The sequence below is a fragment of the Paenibacillus azoreducens genome, assembly GCF_021654775.1.
GTDB lineage: Bacteria > Bacillota > Bacilli > Paenibacillales > Paenibacillaceae > Paenibacillus_AQ > Paenibacillus_AQ azoreducens.
On record NZ_AP025343.1, the window covers coordinates 4,442,465 to 4,464,252 of the forward strand.

The 21,788-nt window shown below is 47.4% G+C and carries 15 protein-coding genes and 3 pseudogenes; 5 read left to right on the forward strand and 13 right to left on the reverse strand.

Annotated elements, in window-relative coordinates; translation table 11 throughout:
- Window positions 1-86: 86 nt before the first annotated feature.
- Window positions 87-755, forward strand: a pseudogene (locus tag L6442_RS19525) (alpha/beta fold hydrolase); the annotation flags it as partial.
- A gap of 23 nt (window positions 756-778) precedes the next feature.
- Complete coding sequence (locus L6442_RS19530; protein ID WP_212976724.1) at window positions 779-1,348, forward strand: GNAT family N-acetyltransferase; 570 nt, start codon at window positions 779-781, stop codon at window positions 1,346-1,348.
- A 132-nt stretch (window positions 1,349-1,480) separates the two neighbouring features.
- Here the strand turns inward: L6442_RS19530 and L6442_RS33150 are convergent.
- The 3 genes and pseudogenes from L6442_RS33150 to L6442_RS19550 all read right to left on the reverse strand — a co-directional run bounded on the left by L6442_RS33150 (window position 1,481) and on the right by L6442_RS19550 (window position 9,021).
- A pseudogene (locus L6442_RS33150) lies at window positions 1,481-2,178 on the reverse strand (zinc-binding dehydrogenase).
- Between the two features lie 1,349 nt (window positions 2,179-3,527).
- Entirely contained in the window at window positions 3,528-8,516 is a 4,989-nt protein-coding gene (locus L6442_RS19545) for a DUF4132 domain-containing protein (protein ID WP_212976727.1), read from the reverse strand.
- 16 nt (window positions 8,517-8,532) lie between these two features.
- Window positions 8,533-9,021 (reverse strand): hypothetical protein, encoded by a 489-nt coding sequence (locus tag L6442_RS19550; RefSeq protein ID WP_237099998.1) that lies wholly within the window; start codon window positions 9,019-9,021, stop codon window positions 8,533-8,535.
- A 507-nt stretch (window positions 9,022-9,528) separates the two neighbouring features.
- On the opposite strand from L6442_RS19550, the gene L6442_RS19555 reads away from it, so the two are divergent.
- Window positions 9,529-9,762 carry a hypothetical protein gene (locus tag L6442_RS19555; RefSeq protein ID WP_212976728.1) on the forward strand — a complete coding sequence of 78 codons (234 nt, stop codon included), beginning with the start codon at window positions 9,529-9,531 and terminating at the stop codon, window positions 9,760-9,762.
- A gap of 73 nt (window positions 9,763-9,835) precedes the next feature.
- On the opposite strand, the gene L6442_RS19560 is transcribed toward L6442_RS19555, so the two are convergent.
- A complete protein-coding gene (locus L6442_RS19560) occupies window positions 9,836-10,309 on the reverse strand; it encodes a hypothetical protein (RefSeq protein WP_212976729.1) in 474 nt (157 codons plus the stop codon).
- Between the two features lie 97 nt (window positions 10,310-10,406).
- On the opposite strand from L6442_RS19560, the gene L6442_RS19565 reads away from it, so the two are divergent.
- A complete protein-coding gene (locus L6442_RS19565; RefSeq protein ID WP_212976730.1) occupies window positions 10,407-11,090 on the forward strand; it encodes a hypothetical protein in 684 nt (227 codons plus the stop codon).
- A 202-nt stretch (window positions 11,091-11,292) separates the two neighbouring features.
- Entirely contained in the window at window positions 11,293-12,024 is a 732-nt protein-coding gene (locus tag L6442_RS19570) for an MORN repeat-containing protein (RefSeq protein WP_212976731.1), read from the forward strand.
- Between the two features lie 312 nt (window positions 12,025-12,336).
- On the opposite strand, the gene L6442_RS19575 is transcribed toward L6442_RS19570, so the two are convergent.
- The 9 genes and pseudogenes from L6442_RS19575 to L6442_RS19615 form a co-directional block, all read right to left on the reverse strand.
- Complete coding sequence (locus L6442_RS19575) at window positions 12,337-12,783, reverse strand: hypothetical protein (protein WP_237099999.1); 447 nt, start codon at window positions 12,781-12,783, stop codon at window positions 12,337-12,339.
- A gap of 132 nt (window positions 12,784-12,915) precedes the next feature.
- Window positions 12,916-13,776, reverse strand: coding sequence for a hypothetical protein (locus tag L6442_RS19580; RefSeq protein ID WP_212976733.1), 861 nt, complete (start codon window positions 13,774-13,776; stop codon window positions 12,916-12,918).
- Between the two features lie 25 nt (window positions 13,777-13,801).
- Window positions 13,802-14,192 (reverse strand): annotated as a pseudogene (locus L6442_RS19585) (hypothetical protein).
- Window positions 14,193-14,291: 99 nt separating this feature from the next.
- Window positions 14,292-15,590 carry a YwqG family protein gene (locus tag L6442_RS19590; RefSeq protein WP_212976734.1) on the reverse strand — a complete coding sequence of 433 codons (1,299 nt, stop codon included), beginning with the start codon at window positions 15,588-15,590 and terminating at the stop codon, window positions 14,292-14,294.
- A gap of 610 nt (window positions 15,591-16,200) precedes the next feature.
- Complete coding sequence (locus L6442_RS19595; protein WP_212976735.1) at window positions 16,201-16,857, reverse strand: DUF2625 family protein; 657 nt, start codon at window positions 16,855-16,857, stop codon at window positions 16,201-16,203.
- A gap of 335 nt (window positions 16,858-17,192) precedes the next feature.
- Window positions 17,193-18,866 (reverse strand): DUF6138 family protein, encoded by a 1,674-nt coding sequence (locus L6442_RS19600; RefSeq protein WP_212976736.1) that lies wholly within the window; start codon window positions 18,864-18,866, stop codon window positions 17,193-17,195.
- Window positions 18,867-18,885: 19 nt separating this feature from the next.
- Window positions 18,886-19,947 (reverse strand): suppressor of fused domain protein, encoded by a 1,062-nt coding sequence (locus L6442_RS19605; RefSeq protein WP_212976737.1) that lies wholly within the window; start codon window positions 19,945-19,947, stop codon window positions 18,886-18,888.
- A 69-nt stretch (window positions 19,948-20,016) separates the two neighbouring features.
- Complete coding sequence (locus tag L6442_RS19610; RefSeq protein WP_212976738.1) at window positions 20,017-20,817, reverse strand: hypothetical protein; 801 nt, start codon at window positions 20,815-20,817, stop codon at window positions 20,017-20,019.
- A 307-nt stretch (window positions 20,818-21,124) separates the two neighbouring features.
- On the reverse strand, window positions 21,125-21,769 hold the full coding sequence (locus L6442_RS19615; RefSeq protein ID WP_212976739.1) for an RNA ligase family protein: 645 nt from the start codon (window positions 21,767-21,769) through the stop codon (window positions 21,125-21,127).
- Window positions 21,770-21,788 lie beyond the last annotated feature (19 nt).

Sequence of the window (21,788 nt, forward strand, 5' to 3'; positions counted from 1 at the left end):
CAGCTATATTTCCATTCTATTGATTCCGCTTACATCAATGCGCATCCCTAGCATTTTCGTTAATTTAAAAAGGTTTACGAAATAAGCATCACAAAGAGAAGATTTTCATTCTGGGGCATTCATGGGGTTCGGTGCTTGGCAGCCTGTTCATTAAAAAATATCCGGAGCTCGTACAGGCTTATATCGGCGTTGGGCAGGTTGTCAATATGAGGGACAATGAACGCGTCGGTTATGAAAAAGTACTGGAAACGGCGAAAAAGGCAGGAAATGACCATCATTATCAAGCACTACTTCGTTTGGAACCTTACCCTACGCCTGCATTCGGTGACGAAATGATCCGGAAGCTTAAACAGGTACGGAAATTTCAAAGAAAATATAAGCTATCGGCTGGTCCAACACCAGAGCTTGTCATGAATGCGTTATGTTCGCCCTTTTATACTCTTAAAGATACGAGATATTTTTTTATCTCCGGGGCAGCTGACGGAAGGCAGGATCACATCTGGAAATATTTAATGGAATCATACGATCTTTCGACTATCGGGACTGACTATAAAATACCTGTCTTTTATATCCATGGCGATCGGGATTGGCAAACCCCTTATCCGCTGGCGCAGGAATTCTTCTTGAGCATACAAGCGCCGCTTAAGCTGTTTTATTTCATTCCGGATGCGGGCCATATCCCCATGCTTGAGCAAAAAACGAAATTCAACGAAGCGTTATTTGATATTTTCAAACGAACAAATGATATGATATAGGCAAATACAGGGAGAGGAGCAGCATGATGGAACAAATAGAAGGGCTGCAGATCGAAGGAAAAGGCATTATTTTACGTATGGCGAAAGAGACCGATTTAGAGGCATATTACTCGTTTTTGCAGGATGCCGAATCGAAAAAGCTAACAGGCTCAAATCAAGAATTTACCCGCGAGGTCATTGCCGATTGGCTGCGAAAGATCGCAGAACCGAATCCGGATCGCGTTGATTTCATGATCATATCGAAGGAAACGAAAGAATTGCTGGGTGAGGTCGTTTTGAACGAAATCGATTCTGCGAACCGCAGCGCGAATATTCGAATCGGCATTCAAGGCTCATCCAATCGCGGCAAAGGTCACGGTACGGAAGCGATGATTCTCACGCTCCGCCACGGCTTCGAAACATTAAAACTGCACCGGATCCATCTGGGCGTTTATCCTTTTAACCCGAGAGCTATTCATGTATATAAGAAAATCGGTTTTCAACAAGAAGGAATACAGCGGGACGCCATATACCAGGACGGAAAATTCCATGACATGATTGAAATGTCGCTGCTTGAAGATGAATTCCGGGCTTTGCATGGAGAAAATGAGTAGCCGGGAATAAATTGCAATCCAGTGCTGTGGTCGCAAGGCAGGAATGATTCAGAGCAGGTTATTGAAACAACGATTAAAAAGCCATAGAGCCCCATCTTAAACAATGGGACGCCCTATGGCTTGTTTTATATTCTAGTTATTCGCTTGCGCCGTAACCAAAATTTTGATTTCGTTTTTATTTTTCAGGATCGCTTCAAAGCCTTTTTCCGTGATATCATCCAGTTTAATTTTGTTTGTAATGAGCTTTTCGGACTGGAGTCTTCCGTCGGCCATCATATCGATCACCGCAGGGAAAATGTCGCGATAGCAAATGGTGCCTTTGATATCGATTTCTTTGAAAACGAGTGAATTCAATGCGATGGAAGGGTTTTTCTCCCACAGGCTGACGATCATCACTTGATCATTTTGTTTGACGCAATCCACGGCACTTACGAGCGATGGTTCCACACCCGCCACTTCAAAGCAGACATCTGCTCCTTTTCCGGTCAATGCACGTACGACTTTAGTCACATTTTCCTTCAAAGGATCTACGGATAGGTTGCGCCCAAACTCAAAGCTTTTTCTCTACGTTCATGCGTAATATCAACAGCTACGACTTTTGCCGCGCCGGATGCTTTGAGGCATTGAATGACAGCCAGACCGATTGAACCCAGGCCAAATACGACGCAGGTATCGCCGGATTTCAGCTTGCTTTGACGTACGGCATGAAGGGCTACTGCTACCGGTTCTACCAAGGCGCCTTGCTCATAACTCACTTGATCAGGAAGTTTATGTACCATGTGCTCTTTAACTACTGTCATTTCGGAGGATCCGCCGCCGTTGCCTGACATCCATGCAAACCAATTTTCTCACAGAGGGTATTTAATCCTTTACAGCAAGGATCGCATGTTCCCCCATTTATAATCGGTATAATATTTTCCTTATTTTTCTCTGTGACATTTCTCATAACCTATTATGCCAAAAGTCTGCTGTTTGCCCCGAAAACAGAATTCTATCTTCTTGAAAAATCAAACGGATCTTATGACGTCAGCCCTAACATTGACTTGCCAATCATGCAACGAGAAAACCTGATGGAAGGCCGTTGGTAATCATTTTGTCATCTGCCCTTTTCATAAAACCGTACCGAAATCCACGCAGGCCACAAACAATCTTTTAGAGTATCAGCTCCCTGGAAAGTGCCAAACCCACTACGTGATCGAAGACTACGGTTGCTGGAAATGAGACCTTTGCAACTATCGAGTGGAAACATGTGACTGCAATATCGCTTACGAAACCTGCTATCGTTATTTCAGTGAAATATATCATCTGGCCCTCTTGATCAGAAAGTGGCAAGCAACAAGAGACAATGCAATGCTCTAACGAAACCTGGAATCGTTATTTGGGTAAAATATGCCCCCTTAAAAATTCTAACGAAATTGGGTATCGTTATTTAGCTAAATATGAGCTGATTCGGCCGTATTTCACTCTAATAACGATATGGAGTTTCGTAAGATTTAAAATGACCTCTTTTTTGCAGCAATAGCGTGTCCCAGTTTCGTTAGCCTCTAAAGTCGCGATTGTTCGAAATTAGCGATATTCGGGTCGCGACTGGTTCGACGTTAGCAGTGTCAGCGTCACACTAAGTATATATAGTAGTGTTTGAGTCACAGCGATTGCGTAACTAGGGATTTAGTGTTGCTCTAGGATTCGTAGGTTTGCGATATCTGGATCGAGTTTTGTCCATAATTAGTGGTGTAGAGTCGCGTCAAGCGTCATTCTTTGTATGCTCTTCTCGGCTCATTTCATCTTTATCCCTATCCGATCGCTTTGATCGGCTCATGTTGGAATGAACGCGCCTGACGATTGCTCTGTCGCTTTGTGCACTTACAGTATTTGATGCCTCCTCGTCCCGCATAACCCTCCCTCTCTTTTGTGCACTAATCCCCATCCCACCTGTCTCATACAAACGCCCCGCTTCATCATCGAAGCGGAGCGTTTTCGCTAATGCCTTTTATGGAAAATACATAGGATGCTCAATGATTCACATATATTAACGCGAATCAATTATGATTGATTCTACGAATATTTGAAGCTGGAAATATCAATCTATATCCCATTCTGTTCATCCGTTAAACCTGCATTCAAGCACGAAATCCAGCCTGAGTTCAAGCAGCCAACCCATAGCGCATGATGCAGTGGACTATAACTGCACCAAAATTTGCGGATCCTTGATTTTGTTGTCTTCGGCCAGCAGCACCACTTTGGACAGCACTTCGGCCGTTCTCGGATCCTCGTCCAGAAACGGCAAGAACAGCCGCCCGCGATGCTGGGAATGCACCGGAATAATGTTTAATGCACCGGTACCTTGTTTATATGCCACTCCGCTGCCAAGATGCACCGCATATTCTCCAAGCTTGCCCTCAATCCGGGCAAAATTGCCATCCAATTTCACATTGTCCAGCTTAAGAAGACGCAAGGACTCTTCCACGATGACTTTCCGCAGTTCGATCGTCGTCAGGCTTGCCTCCGGATCGACGCCCCCCACATGCGCCGTGCTCACGACAAGATCAATATCCCGCATCGTTTCAGAGAACAAAATCGGCGGAATCTGATCCACAGGAATCGTCTTGTACGTTTTCCGGTCCAGGAATTCCACCGTTTCCAAGGTCGGAGCCTCACTGTCCGCAGGCGAAAACCAATCCGCCATCGCATAGATCGTGGCGATGATATTTTCCTGATAATGCACCTTCTGCAGGCCAGATTCGTAACTTACCGTCCAGCCGCGTCCGCGCAGCAGGGCTACCGTCTTGCTCGGCTGCACCTGATGCCCGGCATAACGCCGCGATCCGGCTTTGCCTGCACGCTCATCCTCGTTCACGAGATACAGCTCCCGGAACACCTGCTTAAATGGCTGCCGGATTCCGCGTTCGAATAAATCCCGCTGATAATCGCTCCAATCGCCGCTTTCATACAAATCCAGCGGATGCGCAATCGTCAGCCCGTCTTTGCCGGCAAGCACCCAAGCTTCGCCGCCCGGCTCTACGAGCCGTAACGTGCCGTCCACCGCTGACGTGAAATATCCGAGTTGCTGATCCGCTTTAAATACCAGCGTACTTACCAGCGGCCGAAGGACCGGACTCGCCGCCAATGCCGCCAATTCACTCGCACGGAAACGGCTTTGCTCCTCCATTGAACGCTCCAGCTCCCGCTTTGCGCGGCGGAACTGGTCGGTCAGTTCTGATTTGGCTTGCTTCAGCTGTTCAATATAACCATTTTTCTTGAATCTTGCAGGCACCGATTTTAACAGCTTGCCTTTGCTGGTCACTTCAAGCTCGGTTTTGCCTTCTTCATCAACCGTCAGGCGCACATTCGTATCCTCATCCAAAGCGTATGGCTCAAACAGGCTGCCCAACTGTTCAAGCATGCGCGCTTCCATGTCCCAGGTTAACCGGATCACATCGGCATATCCTGCGCTGCGTGCCAGATTGCCTAGCGCAATCTGCCCAACCGTACCTTCGCTGGCCCGGCGCTGCGCGCCAAATCCCCTGCTTTGCTTCAGAAACAATTGAATGAAATCATATCTCTCCCGCAGATCCTTCTCTTGATCGGCTGCCAATGGAATCAAACTATATGCCAGCAGATGTTCTTTATTCCGCTTATCCATGACGGACCGCTTCATGTCATCGAGACGCAAGCGGCCGAGAACCGCATCGGCAAACAGCTGCGAGCGGCGGTGATTGGACCCGGCAGAGATATATTTGGCGCAGTCGTACAGCAAACGGAAACGTTCTTCACCTATGGTGCCGTAAGCTTCCTCGAACCATTTTACGTCGAATGCCCCATCGTTGAATTCCTGCGGCGTAATCGGCGAATAATGAGCAACGATCGTTTCTTTTTCCGCCGAAAAGCTTTCATTAATATGAGCATGGAAATACCATGCGGCACTGCGCAGCCCTTTCCAGCCCAAATGCTTGGATATAATTTCAATCCATTGGGGCGCATACATGGCAGCTTCAAGCAGAAGCTTCTCCGAGATCTCCGTTCCCTTCAGCATTTTTTTGAGCTTCTCTTCATCCTCTCCATCACGCGGGTAACAGATCTTCAAGAGATGGCTGAGCGATTCTTTTTTGGTGGTCTGACCGCTATAGCCGTAAATATAACCACGGACAAACGTTTCGCCGCCAAGGCTCGTCAGAATGCGGATAAATGGTTCCATTCCGTAAATCCGTTGAAATGACATCGTATAAATGCTTGCATCTGTCTTCAAATCTCCCCGTGCAAGCTCGATATCCAGAAGACGCGAAACGATGCGCTCTCGCAATTCAATCAGCTTATCATTTCGGTTTACCATCGTATCCCCGGACGATGTCAGTACGCGCATGTGATTACGGGCATCCCGGCCAAACAATTCCTTGCACAGCTCGTTCTCCCCGATCAACCCCAACGTAAATGCCCTGAAATATTGGTTCACATTGATGCTCGAATAGCAGTCTTTATCGATTTCCCGTCTCAGCAAATCATATTGATAGGCCGTGCGGAAGAAGGAGCGGAAAGACTCCACATCATAAACCCGGCTCCGCAAAATCATAAACAATGGGGCTGCCGCCACAAACCATACCGGTTTATCCTGTTCAGCCAATTTGCTCACGTCGCTTGCCATAATCTTAACCATGGCGGATTCAGCCATATCAAACGTATCGCTTCGCTCACTGTCTGTAAAATAAGCAGACACAAGCGTCTTAACCTGCTCGCCGTAACGCAGCCCGTCCAATATTTCCTGCACTTTCAATATGCCCGCAAGCGGGAGCATTTGCTCCAAAAATTGCTTCCGCCCGCCCTCAAGCAATTGGGTTCTCCTCATCGCATCGAAATCTACGACATTGGAAAAATAACTGTAGAATGGGTACAATGTCCCCGATATATCCTTCAACAAAATAGCATAATAAAGCCCCATCAACTCTTGTGCATTCCATCCGCTTTCCTCGCAATAACGCTGCCACTTTTCTGCAAGGGGATATTGATGCAATTCATTTTCTCTTTCAAAATGATCATGATCCAGCGTATCCTGACGGGACTTATACGACAATTGCCTTAACTTGGCTCCAATTAGATTGGCTTCTTTTGCTCCGTTGTAATATTCAACCTCGTATTCGGTATCCCGCCATTCATGCACAAGCTCATCAAGCCCGTGCAGAAATTGGCTTGCGCGTTCTTCTGTAATCATAAAAATCCGTCCCAGGTTTACCTCGGATACGTCGCGCCGCTCAAGCAGCCAATCTTCGGTTTGCTGCGGATCGTAAAGGCCAAAGCCGTTTTCGGCGGTAAAGCCGGTGTCCTGCTTCAATTTAGCGAGAAGCTGTTTTTCCTTGGGTGTCGGACTAGCGATACGATCCGCCCATGGCCGCAGCTTCTCGAATTGATCCGCGCGGTCTTGATCCTCTTTGAGCTCGGTCAACAGCTCCAGCCCGGCAAGCCGCTGCAATTCGCCTTTGGCCGTGAGCAGACGCTGCATACTCGAAGGCAGCATTTCCTCAGGCTGATGTAAAAGGATATCGATCGCGCTCTGCCGTAGAGAGCCTGTCTTCAACTTTAGCAAACCTTCAACCTGCTGCAGTTCTGCTTCATTTAAAGTTAACTTCTTCACCTGGCGAAGCGCATGCTCGCGGTTGGTCATGCTTTTATCGGATAGAGAAGCAAAAATAAAGGCGCGCTGCTCCTCCGACCCGGAATCACCTGTAAAATAGTTAATCAAATCGCCCCGCAAATCCGGATTCATTTGCGCCGCCAATCCAATTAGTTCGGCGATCCACTCCTCGTCCATATCATAAGCGGTCAAATACATCATTTTGCGCAGAACCAAGTCGGAAGAATAACGGAATTCCGTAAAATCAAGCACGCCGGATACGCCGGTTTTCTCTTTCACTGGAACCTCTTCGAGAATCGCTTTGAAACGCCCGTATTCGAACCGTCTTGTTTCTTTATTTTCAAGAGCCGGCGTGCGGTTGATTTTCAGCACTCGGTCTTCGATTCCGCCAACGCGCCATTCATATTCATAATCAAAGCTATAGTTCTGCAAAATCCAATACAGCAGCTCCGGATCGTTCTCCTCCAAACTATTCCGGGCGATTTCGAATTTGACCGTTTTGTTTTGGCTGTTGGCCAGTACGTATTGGGCCACGATTTTCTGGTAACGTTCCCCATTCTCCATCAGAAACCTTATTTTTTCCGGCAAATCCCCTTCCTCATGCACGGCCGAAGCCCACAGGCTGATGTAAACCTGGTTCGCATTGGCAGAAGTGAGCCATTCCTTACGCTGTTTTTCATCGGTAAGCGCAAGATAGGCCTGCTGTAAAAGCTGGCCGGCCACACGCTGATTCGCCGCTTCCAGGCCCATGCCGGTCCAAGTTCCAAGCGCGCGTACAATAGAGGTGTACCGGAACAGATCATGGTCCAAAATGATTTTCAGCAAATACAAATTCGCCTCAAGCGTACCGGCATCCATTTGCTCGGCGATCGATTGTCGTAATCCTTCCTGCAGCCGTGCCGCTATGAGAAGCTCGCCAACCATGGCGTATAATTCCTTGCGGTGGCTTAGCATAATCCCCTTAATCATCTCCGGTTTTAAAAGCGCGGTCTGGTTATCTCCGTAGATGATCTCCTTCAGCGCCTCTTCCACCCAACCATCGCCCTGGTCCAGTTCGAACGCGATCAGATCCGGAATCACGCGTTGAAGCCAATACATGCGGTCAATTGTATAATCCGGTTTGGTCAAATAATCCCGTAGCGAAAACTGAAGGGATTCGGCAGTGAGCAACTCCTTAATTTTATTCAGCACCATGCTAAAATGAACTTCTAACCGCCGGGTCCGAAACGGTCTCCGGTAATAACCGGCCGCATAAGGAAATTCGCTCACGTGCTCAATAATATACCGGACGATTTCTGCTGTTTTCCCGCCAACGAGAGCAAACACGGTTTCCGCAAGAGGAACATACAAACTTTCCGGCCGTTTGGCACTCAACTTCTTTAATTCTTCATACAGAGCTTTGTATTCATCGCTATCGGAATCGACATAAGGTTCGCGCATCAGATTGTAAAATTTCCGTACTAACGTATCCCCGCCAGCTTCGGCCTCTTTAACTCTTGGTTCGATCACAAACCAATACTGTTCTTCCTGATTCAAATTGTCCATTTTCTCCCCTCCATGTTCACCACATGCCTCCAGCCAGCATCGTAAACCGCATAAAAACGATATGGTCCCCCTCTTGGGCTACCAGCGGAGCATCCAAATCCTCTATTTCCGTTTCATTGATAAAAACCCGGTACAGCCCGTCCCCGAAAGCCGTCAAAGCCGCCTCCACCGCCTGGCTTTCATCAGGCTGCCGGTCGTCGTAAACCGCCCCAAAACCAACCTTGCCCAATTCGGCGCTCTCTTCAATCTGGGTTTCCGTTAAGTAGGGAATCACGCTTTTTTCAGACTGCCGCTCCGTAAAGCTCCGCACCCCATTTTCCACAACGCCAATGATCAGTTCACGAAGGGTATGCGGGGCAGTTGGCAGTTCAAGTTCTTGCGCTGCGAGTTCTTTGCGTTTTCCCGGCTTTTTTACCTTCACGGTTAGCTTCATCCGCTTCTCCTTGTCATTATGTATTTCAGCCCTATCGTCCATAAGCAGTTCTACTGCTTGCACCTTGCTCATGGAAGCTTTTCTCTTTTGCGATCATTTCGGGAACATCCCTCATTCATGACAAAAGAATTAAGAAGGGCCCGCATCCTATTTAGAATCAGTATAAGGCTTGGTAAGTTCTGCAATCAATTTCTATCATTTCCGGGGGTTTCAAACGATTCTTTGGGCCTATGCCGCTTAGTTTGATTTTCCTACCTTCTAATCCCGGGCAGTTATCACAAATAATCGGAACTGCCTATTTTGCGTTCGTTTTGAACCTTGGATATTTTCGTTGCTAAGAGCATGAAGTATACTTGACATGTTCACCGGTCCATCCTATTGCTTCGGTTAAGAACGGATTTAAGAAAGATTGGCTTTTGAAACTCCGCAACAAAGGAATCTCGCAATAGTCGGTCGCAAGAGGTTTAATGAACATGATGGAGGTAAGCTGATGACATCGATCAACAGTTGGCTTACAAATACGCTTCGGCCCTTTTTCGGGCTGCATCTAGTAGAGGAGCACTGGATATATTTTCCGAGTTGAGATCGATCTGTTCACAAACGGTTACGTCTTTCAAGACCGCAAGCCGCTTCTCCAATGATAGCGTCTACGCCGGTGTCGGTGCTGATTGGTTCGATCCTGCCGGTGAGCAAACCTCGTCCGATTCGCTGGACCATCCACTATCCCGAAAGGAACGCAAACAGGCGCTGGCGGAATTCGGTTTCCCGGAGGAAATTACTCACGATGAGTTTAATCGTCAAACCGGGGATTGACCCAGGCGGAATATTTGGAGTATATCGTAAAGACATACCGCTCTCGCAAATGACGAAGATATGACCGTTTGATTCACAATAAGTACCTTTTAATTTGCTGCTCATACACCGTATTATAGTAAAATTTGCGCGGATATCGTTCTTCCTTCAGCACCTGATAGAGTACGGATTGTCCTTCCTCGTAACGGACGGCATCGTCGCAATCGTCATACAGCCGCCGTGACAACTGCCGAAGCTGACGGACGCTGCTGTCATCAGAGCTCAGCCTCCATCCAAACTGAATCATATCGAGCTGATCCAACGGATCGCGGTAGGTGTCCAGAACAATGCATGTATCCGGCTGCTGTTTATTCGCAAAAACCAAAACATCGCCGTTATGCACAGGCTGATCAAAATAATGTTCGTAGATTTCCTTAATCGGTACTGGGATGCCGAGGGCATCCATAATTGCCTGGAAATTCGGATGCGGCACGTATTCATCACGCTGCTCATCCGGGTAATCAACCAACTCTGTAATCGATGCCATGATCCAAAATTCATATTTCAAATTCAAATCGCTCCTTTTGCATTTTCAGATATTTAGGAACCTTTAACCTTCTCGCTTTTATTGTGATATACATTTTAAAAAGAAACGGTGATTTTTGATGAACAAGAACAGTATTGCATTTCCATGTCCGGCATGTAAAAAGATACCCGAGAAAATGACGATGGACAACCAAAATTTCGAGATCGCCGCATTTGAAACCGGAATGGAGTGGTCCGATTTTCAGGCAGATAACCTTCCCTCCCTGGATGAAAAAATATGGATGAGGTCCAGCGAACCTCCTCTTCCGGGAAGCAGCCGGATCGTGTTAGTCTACTATCCTTTTCAAATGACGGCAGGAGAAAGCTTCTGGATGCTGTTTATGCCCGCCCTTTCCAGCTTTAACGGCTGGGATGAACATCCCGGCGAAATAGATTCTTCGGCGTTTGTGCGGTGCGTCTTTGAACAGATTCTCTTACAGGATGAAAATCGCGCATGGATTCAAATCAAAATTCAGAATGTCATTTTATTGAAAGACGCTTGTGCTGTATGGCCTGAGTCCGACGGGAGCGGCTGCTTGGACTCTTTTCAGATATTCAGGGACAACGATGTCCTTCGATACAACGGATGGATGCTGCTTAGCGCGAGTACTGAAGGAGATTTAGGAACATGGGCTCTCATCAAAAAGAAAAATGAACGGCATCATCTTGTCGCGCTTGGCGATTGGGGTTTTCATTATGACATCGTGTACGGCGGAAATAAGATCATCCCTGAGGAAGAGCTGAACAAGCTGCTGATAAAATAGATCCCCGGCATCGAAACGACAGACGATACGATGGTACAAAATAAACAAAAAAATTAGAATTTTCACGTTTTTTCAGAAACTTTCCTGAGTACATTTGCGTCTAAGAACATGAGATATCCGGAAAGCAACACTCCGACCCCGTGGCGGATTTCCTCATCTCTTCTTCAATTACATAACCTCATACTTGAAAGGATGTACTATCATGAAAAAATGGACTGCTTTATCCCTATCCGTAGCTCTTTGCGCTTCTTTAGCCGCTGTGTCTATCGTCCCGGCTCATTCGACAGCCCATGCTGCGGCAGCCAAAGAATCGGTTAAGATTTCGGAAAATGCCCAATATTTCGGGGAAGTCAAAAACGGAGTGCCAAACGGGCGCGGCACGATCCATTGGGGAGACAGCAAACAATACTCCGGGGATTTCGTTAACGGCAAACGCGAAGGCAGCGGCAAATACATCAATGAATATACCCAGGACGGCGAAAAACATATAGTCGTATATAGCGGCGCCTGGAAGCAAGACAAAATGGAAGGTAAAGGAACTCTGACCCATAAAGTAATCATGGATGGCGGCGAGGTCAGATCGAATGAAATCCAAACCGGTACATTTAAAAACGGAGTGCTTCAGAACGGTTACGATGTGATTCACGCCCTGGCAGATCCGGATTACAGCTTCACCTACAAAAACGGAAGCGAAACTCTGGAAATGTTGGGATCGAATCAAGGCATCAAAACCTCGCTTAAAACGGGGCAGATATTCAGCATCAAATATCGCAATGGTTCCATCAACAAATACTACACTCTATTTCCGGCAGACACCAAAGCGGAACAGCGTAAATTAGACGCAGATTTGAAATATTTGCAAAGCATCCAAAAGAAGCTGATTCCCGTTTTCGCTGAATTCGAACGATTGTCCAAACAGCTGCCGCTGAAATAATGAGAACATCGTCAACAACTCATGACTGAAGTCACGAGTCCATTACGCAAAGCAGAAGTTTATCTAAAAAGCTGCGCCAAGTGCGCAGCTTTTATTAAGATTATAGAATTTATAAATTTTCTTGCTACGCTGAACAATTCTATAATCGCAAGAAAAACTATCTCTAAGCGCGGTCTGTCTTCTATGAAAATACGTCGATAGACGTTTTTCTTATAGTATCCGACTGTCACGATCATTGCGATGAAGCACAAAAGTAAAATGCCGATTCTTATCAGTAGCTGCAATAGCTAGAGCTCTTCGATACATGACATTTTATTGCGAAAGGCTGGCAATTTCTTGTTCGAATCTATGAATAAGAAATTCCAAATTGGATTTCCATTCCGTCCAACTTTCGGAATCACGCCGTAATTCAACGATTTCTCTCATACCATCCGCATCCGGAACTTCATCCCTGATATCTGTCAAACATCTTAATATGAACTTCAAAGATTCTTCATCCGCGGTAAATGAATTCACTTTGCCAAATTCGTCTTCAGCATCATATAACTTCCCATTATCAAGATACATGACATAGAGCTCTGCAAGCGCCATTGCACTGTTGTCGAAGAAAAAATCGATATCATCAAAGTTCTCTCCAAAAAAACCGCGATCTTTCATCACAGTCACGATTTCAGGCAGCTTTAAATGATTAGAGTGCAAATGATTTTGGATATAGTCCTGTAGAAAATCGACCACATCCAAACCTTCATCGCTTTCCAATGCTTTGTATCCCCATGATCCCATTGTGAATACTCCCCTCACTATTAGAATGGCACATCCATATCTCATACTTCTAATGAAACTACGGAGCGTTATTGCTTCAAAAAAATGGGCAATTTTAATCTAACGCCTCTAATCTAACGCCGCAGCCGTGAAGATAAAAGCCCGGCCATCCGCATTTAAAATCTGCAGACCGTCATCCAGTTCAGCGAGTGGCATATCCCAATGAATGTGACCACAGCAGACCATAAGTTTGGAAGCGCCCTGCAGTTCCTTCCAAATGCCCGGATTGCCTGGCAGACCTTGCGGTTTAACCTCCGGACTTTCATGAAGCAGCAGGATGTCGGGACTTTGCCTTAAGAGCTGCCGCAGCCGCTTCATATAATCGGCTTCCGCCATCCGATTGGGTTTATCGGCTCTGCCTATGATCCCTCCAAGTCCTGCCACGGCCAGCCCGCCGCACATCATCATCCCCGCTTCAGAGAAGAAATGGATGCCTTCAGCAGAGCCTAATTCTGCTTCTCCATCATTCGTCAATAGATCATGATTTCCGCTTATGCCTGTCACGAACCCGAAATTCCGCTGAAAGGCCCTCCATACCGGCAGCGGATCACCGCTGGATCCCCTTTTGGCAGGATCAGTGTACAAGTCCCCGCATAAGCATACCATTACCTTGGCCGGGTCCAAATCCGATAAATGAATTTGAAACAGCAGCACCAACGTTTCCGCAAGCTCCTCGCCCAGCAGCCTTTGTGGACCTTTCACAACTCCCTCGGCTCCTACGTTTTCATGCCCCGCGATGCCTTGCAAATCAGAAGCAATAATCAACGCATCAAGTTCCCCCGGCAGCCCAAGCATCTCGCCCCAATATACGGGAAGCCATTCGTAAGATATTCCTGCGCCTTTTGAAGCAGCGGTAATGTACGGTATTTTCTCTAAAGGTTCCCGGGCAATATCTACGATTTTTAACGGTTTTTGGGGATGTTTCTTCATCGGAGTATCTCCTCTCTAAGCCCTTTTACAGATAGGGGCCGAAGTAGTACTCCATCTTTTCTTGCGAATATCCATCTTCACCTCTCCAGGTCCCATTGACATAAAATCGGTACTGCGCCCGCGCTCCTTACGGTAATCATCCTTGGATTCCAGTATGCCCGCATATCCCCAAATCTCCATCACCACGTCACGGCAGTTAACCAGCTAGTTTAACCGAACGCCGCCCCACTTCACCCGCTCGAAACTCAGAACGTTGAGGCCCTCATCATGCGAGATGGTAAGCGGGTTAAACATCAGTCCCTGGCTTTTAGCATACTGGAATTTTCCATCTGTATATGTATATCCCCCTCTTCTCCAACCCCTGAATGCCAAAATGTCTTGAACAGGATTTTCTTTGCTTTTGGATCTACAAATATCCCCCTTCCAAATCAAATCATTATTTTAAGCTCATCATTTGGCCTGCTGCAAAATTCGATTCAAAAAAATCTCCTCTACTGCGGGTGTCAAGGCCCGAATCAGCTTTGCTGATACGTTGTTGCCGTCAACCGGTCCCTGGGACAAACAAACATATAGTAGATGCCCTCTCCATACTTTTCTATGTCCGACCAATCCAATTGTCCGATAAAAAACATGCTCTGTCCGCAGCATGGACATGCCGGATATTCGGCATCCTGGACCCAGCTTGGGTGTCCGCCCAATTGGGAGCCGTGCTGGGATAATTCCCATATCGCAGCGTAAAAAGCAGAGCGGGGGTTGTTTGATATCGTCAACTCTAGACCAACCCGCAAATATTCATCGCTGTATTCCTCCATATCCACAACCGGCATATGATCCGGTTTTCGGTTATATCCGCTCCAGCTTGGTACGCCATCTGCATCTAGTTCCATATAAATCACGTCATAGCAGCCGCAAATCACACAGGTATCCACCTGCAGCCGGTCCAAAGACAGGTTCAACTTGGCCAACACTGAATGGGCGGTATCCACCTCGATCAGCGTTGTCAGTTTCCCGCTGCACCATGGACAATCCGAAGTCCCCTGCCTTAAAAGCTTGACAGCAGCCTCATGAGCGCCGGGTACGCGGTGCCCTTCCATGCTCTCAACGGCATAACTATGCTCATGAACCAGGTCTTGGCGTCCTCCGGAATCCAACAGCTTCCAGCCCGCCTCTTGGGCGTACAATTCTGGTGCGACATACAATTGCCCAGCCCATTGCGGCGGGTTCATGCGCCACTCATGGAACCGGTGTATGACCTGCTCATCCCCGATCCAAGCTAATGCAACCAGAATATGATTCCGGTTGTCATCATCCCATTCCGCCTGCTCCAGCAGCCGATCCCGAATGTCGGGCGCTGCGTCTTTATACAAAATTCCGGGATAATACACCCCGTTCTCCATGAGGATAGGCAGACATCCGGCTATAGAATCATTCCTGTAACATACAAGAGAAGACAGGATTTCTTGGCTCGTCTCCTCATCCCCTGACGCCAATAAATGCATCGCATAGTCCTTCAGGCTTGCCGCTTCCCCTGGAGACAAGGAAACATATATCTGCTCCTTACTCAAAGGATACGGGATGTATTCAATAAGCGGATCATATCGACGGGGCGCGTGCATTATTTTCAGAATTTCCACCGGGTCGTTTAACCCTTCATACAGATCCACCGTTTTGCGGTGCTTTTTAATATAGGCCTGCCGCTTCCGACGTTCCTGTTCCTGATGGCATGGCATGCAGTATCCGCCCGTCTTGGCTGCCGTCCTCGGCAAAATCGTAGCGGCGCAGCCTTCGCTTTTGCATGGAATTCTTTGCGTCATTCTGCTGCTCCTCCTCTATTACTTTCAAGCAAGAAATTCTTGTAATCAGAGTCTATTTCATCATTCTAATTGTAGTCTCGCAGCTATGAATACAAACGACGCAAACTCTAACGGACACCACGGCCGCTATATGGGTCAAAATCGAACATGATGATTTCTAACGGACACAGATGCTGCTATTTGCTGTAAATACCTACAAAAGCCGCGATTCGGAGCAAATTAAGTGCTGCTGTGACCGTTACAATTTGAAAACGGCTGATTTACGCCTATTAGCGTCCGTGATGTCCGTTAAACGTTTAGGCACTTTTATGATCGCGTTTAGACACTTTTGTGCATTAAGCAGTTAGACACTTTTGCGCTCGAATTTAGACACTTTAGTGCATCAAGCGGCTAGGCACTTTTGTGATCGCGTTTAGACACTTTAGTGCATCAAGCGGCTAGACACTTTTGTGCCCGCGTTTAGACACTTTAGTCCATTAAGCGACTAGGCACTTTTGTGCTCGCGTTTAGACACTTTAGTGCATCAAGCGGCTAGGCACTTTTGTGCTCCATTTAGACACTTTTGTGCACTATTCGCTTTTAGCAATCTTATAATCTTTATTTACCCGCATTATCCCCGCTCCATCGCCGCAAGCCATGCTTCCTTAATCGGGATCGGCGTTTTACTGCTGCTCTCCCCGCTTCCTTCCTCCGACCACAGCGGCGGGTAATAAGCAAATACCTGACCCGCTTCAAGCTGCCGGACCTTCTCCTGCCAGTCTTCCCAGCGAAAGGTTTGGTAGAAAAGCCCCAAATCCCCATCTGCCAGCCATGCGATAAAATCGGAATAAGCCAGCTCGGTCGACTCCCATTCAAGCGTGTCCGGAGCATAATAATAGATATATCCCATACATCCAAACCGGCCTGTATCCATAGCAAAAAAACCGCCTGCGGCATCATAAGCCACAACCAGCATCCCTTCCAAGGGCGAAACCTCGGCGTTCTCCTGAAGTCCGTTCCAAGAAGTCAAACTGCCGTATATTCCGGCTCCGCCTGCTCCGAGCAAAGTAACCCATCCGTGATCAAACACGACCCCTCCGGTCCGATAAGCGACACTGCCCAAATAGGATTTTGTACTCACCTGCAAACGGTATAGTGTGCCTTCTCCCGCGTTTTCCTCGTTCGGCACAAGGGTGTATGAATTTTTGCCCTTTTCAAGCATTTCTTTAAATTCCATCCAAGAATCGTTTTCAGTATCTACCAGCTCCTCGATGGGTCTAACGTGCATGATTTCACTCCTTTCTATATAAGTTGAACCAATGATTTGCACGGATGTAGGCAGCCGGGTGAAATGTTCTTTCGATCGCTGTTGCTCCCGGATTTCTTTGATTTATACTAAATTCATGGTTGAAATCCGATCACAAAGGCGAACGCTTCGCTTCTCCGTAAATCTTTCTCCCTTTTGCCTATCCCCTATGCTTTTCTTTAGTTCAACTTATATAGTACTGATCCTTTCGCCTATTGTGCTAGCTCTTCTCCTTTTCAGACAAAAATCAAGCTTGGAGCTTAATGAAAATGAATCTTCAAACTACGATCCGGAAAAACATATGAATTTACACGTTCTTACCTCATCCACGCCAGCAGCTTCTCAAGGTTGTCCTTTAGCGGGGGTTCTTCTTTTTTGACGCGCTGTGCAAGTTTGCTGCGGCTTCCGAAGATACGATAAAGAACATATTCGCGTTGATAGTCCTCTTTTGCTTCAAGCTCCTGGAAAAGCGCATCCGCTAGTTCAGAACAGTTGATCTCCATGCTTTTGACCGGTTTGGCCGACTGGTTTCCTCCAAGCAAAATAGAGACAACCGCAGGCATCAGGTCCGCCGACAGCCCATGAGCTTCCATAAAAGCTTCCGCATACCCGTCCTGTACCGATTGATGTTCCGTATCGACCAGCTCCATATACCGACATACTAGCGGGAAATACGCATCGCTGTACAGTCCCAACCCAAACACCGCATAGGTTCCAGGCATGGCCGATTTCTCGTCAGGCTCCACATCCATGTACCAGGCAAATTCCTCCATAGCCGCTTCCGCATATTCCGCCAGCCGCGGGAAAAGGGCCGGATATTGAAGGCTATTCGCAAAAAATTGATGCAACTGCGATTTCGCCAGCTTTTTAATTGGCAAATAGTTTTTGGCTTTGCTTTTTAGCGTAAGCTTGTAGCCTTTCGGGAAACCCTCCTGCAAAAGCCCGGTGATATAATCGAGCGCCTCGCGGTAAGCCGTCTCCTCTTCCGCGCTAATCCGGATATCGATCGTTCCCAAAATATCATTGGCCTTGCCTTGGAATAAGCTGCTTTGCCGCATGCTTTCATAGCGGCCGCTGCCCTGCCGCAAATAACCGTCTGCCCGCTCCGATCCAAGCTGTTTTGCGAGTTCAAGGTATTCCTTGCGGGTGGCCGGTTCTTTATGACCGATCTGCAGTGCGACATATAGAAAGAAATCCATATCTTTTTGTTCCGGTTTGAGAAGCGCGGCATCTTCTTTTCGCACCCATTGCTCTCCAAAGTTCCCTTTCCGGTCAAAATACCGCTTTAAAAAATGATCTTCCGCCCACCCTCTGAAAGCATTGGTGTAGTGGTAAGCCCACTGGTCCAAACGGTTCCGGTTCGCGCGATGTTTTTCGTTAAGCCTGCGGATCAGTGGATCGATTTTATCCGGTTCCTGCTCAAAAAACAGCGAATTCACCAAATGCCGGGCAAAGAAAAACTCGTCGTTTTCACTGGGCCGTACCGGCAGCTCCGCCATCACTTTCGTTTGGATAAACGTATCCAGCGCCTTTTTCAGCCCTTGAAGTTTATTGTCGTTGATAAGCAGCTCTTGCCGGCGCAGCATGGAATCTCCCCGCTGAATTTCAAGGATCAGCTCAAACCGGTAATCGAAAAAGCCAGGGCCATACTGATCGGATTGAAAAACCGCATCCACCTGCAAACGCAAAGCAGAAAAAAGCTCATCCAGCAGCGCTTCATCCGTTAAATCCATTAAATCTTCGATATAAGCGCCCGCTTCCACAGTATAGGAGCTGTCACTCCAATCAAAAGGTTCATCCAGATCGATATAAATCATTCCATACGCGCCGCTTTGTTTTCCTTGCTTCCACGATACCCTCAAATAGTCTTTGATTCCCGCTTGAAGGCGGCTTCGGTTCTTTAGTGCACCGATTCTTTCGCTTTCTTTTTCATAAATCGGGGTGACCTGGCTCCATACATCATCAAGAAAAGCTTTCACATTCCGGTTCAAAGTGTTCTTTTCCTCCTTGTCATCCGATCGTTTCGACGACGTTTCCTTCCTGATCTTTAATGTGGGTTTTCACGATTTGGAACTTAAGTCCCGGTAAAGAGAACAGCTCAAATGCGCTTTCCTGCGGTACCAAGCTTTGGCTGAGCTCGGCGGCGGCTGCCTCATTCAAAGTGATGGTGACTTCATGATCCTCGGTGCTGCACCCGGCGTTCTCGCCCGGCTCAAATACAACCCGGATCTCTTGGCCAACCAGGATGAGGCTTTTCCCTTTCAAAATCCGTCCGCGCAGCAGCTTACCGATAACTCCCGCTTGCTTCGCACCGAGTTTGACCATGTCCGGATTTTTGCTGAACCACCCTTTTTTCCCCGGCTCCCAGGCCAGCTGATCAACATATAAAATGCCGGTATTGGAGCCTTCTTGCTCCATTCCTTTTTCTATCGCCTCTGCAACCGATGGAATCTGCAAAAGAGAATCGCGTGATAAATCCGTGACATAACCCGGAAACTGCCCCAAGCCTGCTTTCAGCACCCCTAACGTATTCCAGGTCTGCATCGCCTCAAGCTCATCCCCCGTAATACCTACCATTTGAATAAACTCCATCCGTCCATTGGGCGTATCGATCGCAGGCAGCTCGGGGTCCAACGTAAAAGCAAGTGCGGTTAAAAGCGTATCCGCGCCCAAGCAAATCGGCCCATTGGCATCCAAATAATCGCCTGATCTGAAAACATTGCCGCTATTAAAGACGTATCTTCCCATATTTTGCAGCAGATTCAACGCCCAAGCCGGCGGCTCCTCCTCTTCTTCGCTCCGTGCAAGCCGAAACGTCAATTCGAATCCATACCCGCTGTACTCGGCATTTTCCGATTCTTTTTCATACAATTCGGAAAATCCATACGTTACAAAATGCCAGTGCGGAACGGGCGTGTCGCTTTTGTATGCGCTGAGACCGTCGAGCGGATCTTGCCCTCCCAGCGAATACGGAAGGATGGTTCCATAATGTTTTGGCTCCTGGTCCCCGTAAATTCTGGATAATTCCTGATCAATCGCATCCCAGCCGGATGTGTTTGCTTCTTCGCTCATCGTACAGCGCCTCCAATGTATTGTTTTGATCTCATCATTCAAATAACATAGCTGTTCTTATCTTTAAATCTAAGGCAATTTCCGGACCCGTTTCTTGGGTCTTTCAGGCCGCCATGCCACCAATATTCCCGCCTCGCCGCAAACCTGATTGACAGCGACAAGATGCTTGTCCATCACTTCCCATACCCAGCCATCTTTGGCGATCGGGCGAAGCGTACCGCGCTCGCCGCTTTCATGAATCCAATCCCTCAAGGTTTGATCCGCTATTTTGATTTGCATATGCTTTTCATTAAGCAGATTGTACGGATACACCATTCTCAGCATGCTTTCCGTGTACCTGCCCTGTCCCCCATATCGTCCCGGCGCTTCGTGAATAAAAGCGAAGCAGTCCTCAAACGGGAACATGAAAACGCAGCTCTCGCCTGCCGCATAATGCAGCGCATCCGGGATATCGTCTGCCGTATAAAAAATTCCGTATGGAACGTCAAACCGCTCTGCAGCTTCTCCAAGCCAATCCGTCAGCGCTCCGTAAACCTCCTCGGGCTTTATGTCGCAATGAGCTCCCATATGCGCAAAATTTCCAAATTCGCCTGTCTGATAGGTAAAAGCGGCATCCCAGGGCTTCCCCCCACGCAGATCGCTATATATCCAAAAAGAAGAAGTTTTTCCGCTCAAAATTCTCTCTTGCAATTCATCTATAGATACCTCGAAAATATCATGATCCCCTTCATGGTCCCCATCGCTTAGATGCTCATAGTAGGTGGCCCCGGTAATCGGAATGCCAATGGCTTCAAAAAAAGACTTCCCAGTCTGGAAAGCATCCAACGGACGAATATGACCGGTGTCGTAAAGTGCAACCCCTGTGCACAAAATGATCACCTCCTTTTTAGACTGAAAACAGAAATATTCCTCGGTATGATGCGAGTTGACCGCTGCGATGCCGGATCGTTCTTCCGAACGCCGTCGCTTTCGTCCAGCTTTAAAACATAGTCCTACAAATTAATTTTCCTTCTCGTTATGTATGGTTTAGCTTCTATTCTGCTTGTATCTTGTAAAGAGATATTTGCAACTTATAGGGTTTTTCTGCTCGGAATTACATGATCAACGCCTCTTTCTATTCTTATTTGTTCATTTGGATATCGCTGCTGCTTGCAGACGCATGTTTTTTTACATTCGATTATTCCACCGCTGTTCCGGCAAGCCCGTTGGGTTCAATCGGTTTACTTAACCAATGATCATCGGTTTGGACATGGTTTTTGCGGACGAATTTGGCCACGGATCGTTTAAAATCCTCATACGGAAAAGCGGATGCCAGCCTTACAACATAACCTTCTTGCTCTCCACCGCAGCGGGACCGTCTGGTATAACATGCTTTGGCCGCTTCCTCGCTCCAGATTCCCCGGTACAGCACCGGAACGGGAGCCAAATGCAGGCGTGATGCCCATTCCATCGTTTCATCCCAGGAAAGGCAAATATTCTGCTCATTCCATACGGAAAACAACATGAAATAACTTGGCAGGTCCGAATAGTACAGCGAATGCTTTGCGAACACGTTCTCCCCGCATAACCGGTATCCTTCCGGAATCAAGTATTTGATGCCGCCATGCAGCGTCTTGACGTAATGCCTGGATGGATGGTCCTTGCTGTCAAGCGATCTGGCATGGATGAAATCTGGGTACATCGTCGTGTTTTCGCCGTCCATTTTTTCGGTAATGACCACTTCCCGTCCCTTAAAATGATCGGTATTCCGCAGAATTTTGTCATCGTCGGTATACCCCCGCGACCATGGCAGATGCATCGTTTTCGGATATTTCATTTTCATCGTGAATCACCTCTTTTCT

Coding starts and splice junctions, on each gene's coding strand:
- L6442_RS19565 (WP_212976730.1), top strand. CDS start 10,407: ATGAACAAGAACAGTATTGCATTTCCATGTCCGGCATGTAAAAAGATA.
- L6442_RS19595 (WP_212976735.1), bottom strand. CDS start 16,857: ATGCACGTTAGACCCATCGAGGAGCTGGTAGATACTGAAAACGATTCT.
- L6442_RS19545 (WP_212976727.1), bottom strand. CDS start 8,516: ATGGACAATTTGAATCAGGAAGAACAGTATTGGTTTGTGATCGAACCA.
- L6442_RS19590 (WP_212976734.1), bottom strand. CDS start 15,590: ATGACGCAAAGAATTCCATGCAAAAGCGAAGGCTGCGCCGCTACGATT.
- L6442_RS19580 (WP_212976733.1), bottom strand. CDS start 13,776: ATGAAGAAACATCCCCAAAAACCGTTAAAAATCGTAGATATTGCCCGG.
- L6442_RS19605 (WP_212976737.1), bottom strand. CDS start 19,947: ATGAGCGAAGAAGCAAACACATCCGGCTGGGATGCGATTGATCAGGAA.
- L6442_RS19530 (WP_212976724.1), top strand. CDS start 779: ATGATGGAACAAATAGAAGGGCTGCAGATCGAAGGAAAAGGCATTATT.
- L6442_RS19570 (WP_212976731.1), top strand. CDS start 11,293: ATGAAAAAATGGACTGCTTTATCCCTATCCGTAGCTCTTTGCGCTTCT.
- L6442_RS19550 (WP_237099998.1), bottom strand. CDS start 9,021: ATGAGCAAGGTGCAAGCAGTAGAACTGCTTATGGACGATAGGGCTGAA.
- L6442_RS19615 (WP_212976739.1), bottom strand. CDS start 21,769: ATGAAAATGAAATATCCGAAAACGATGCATCTGCCATGGTCGCGGGGG.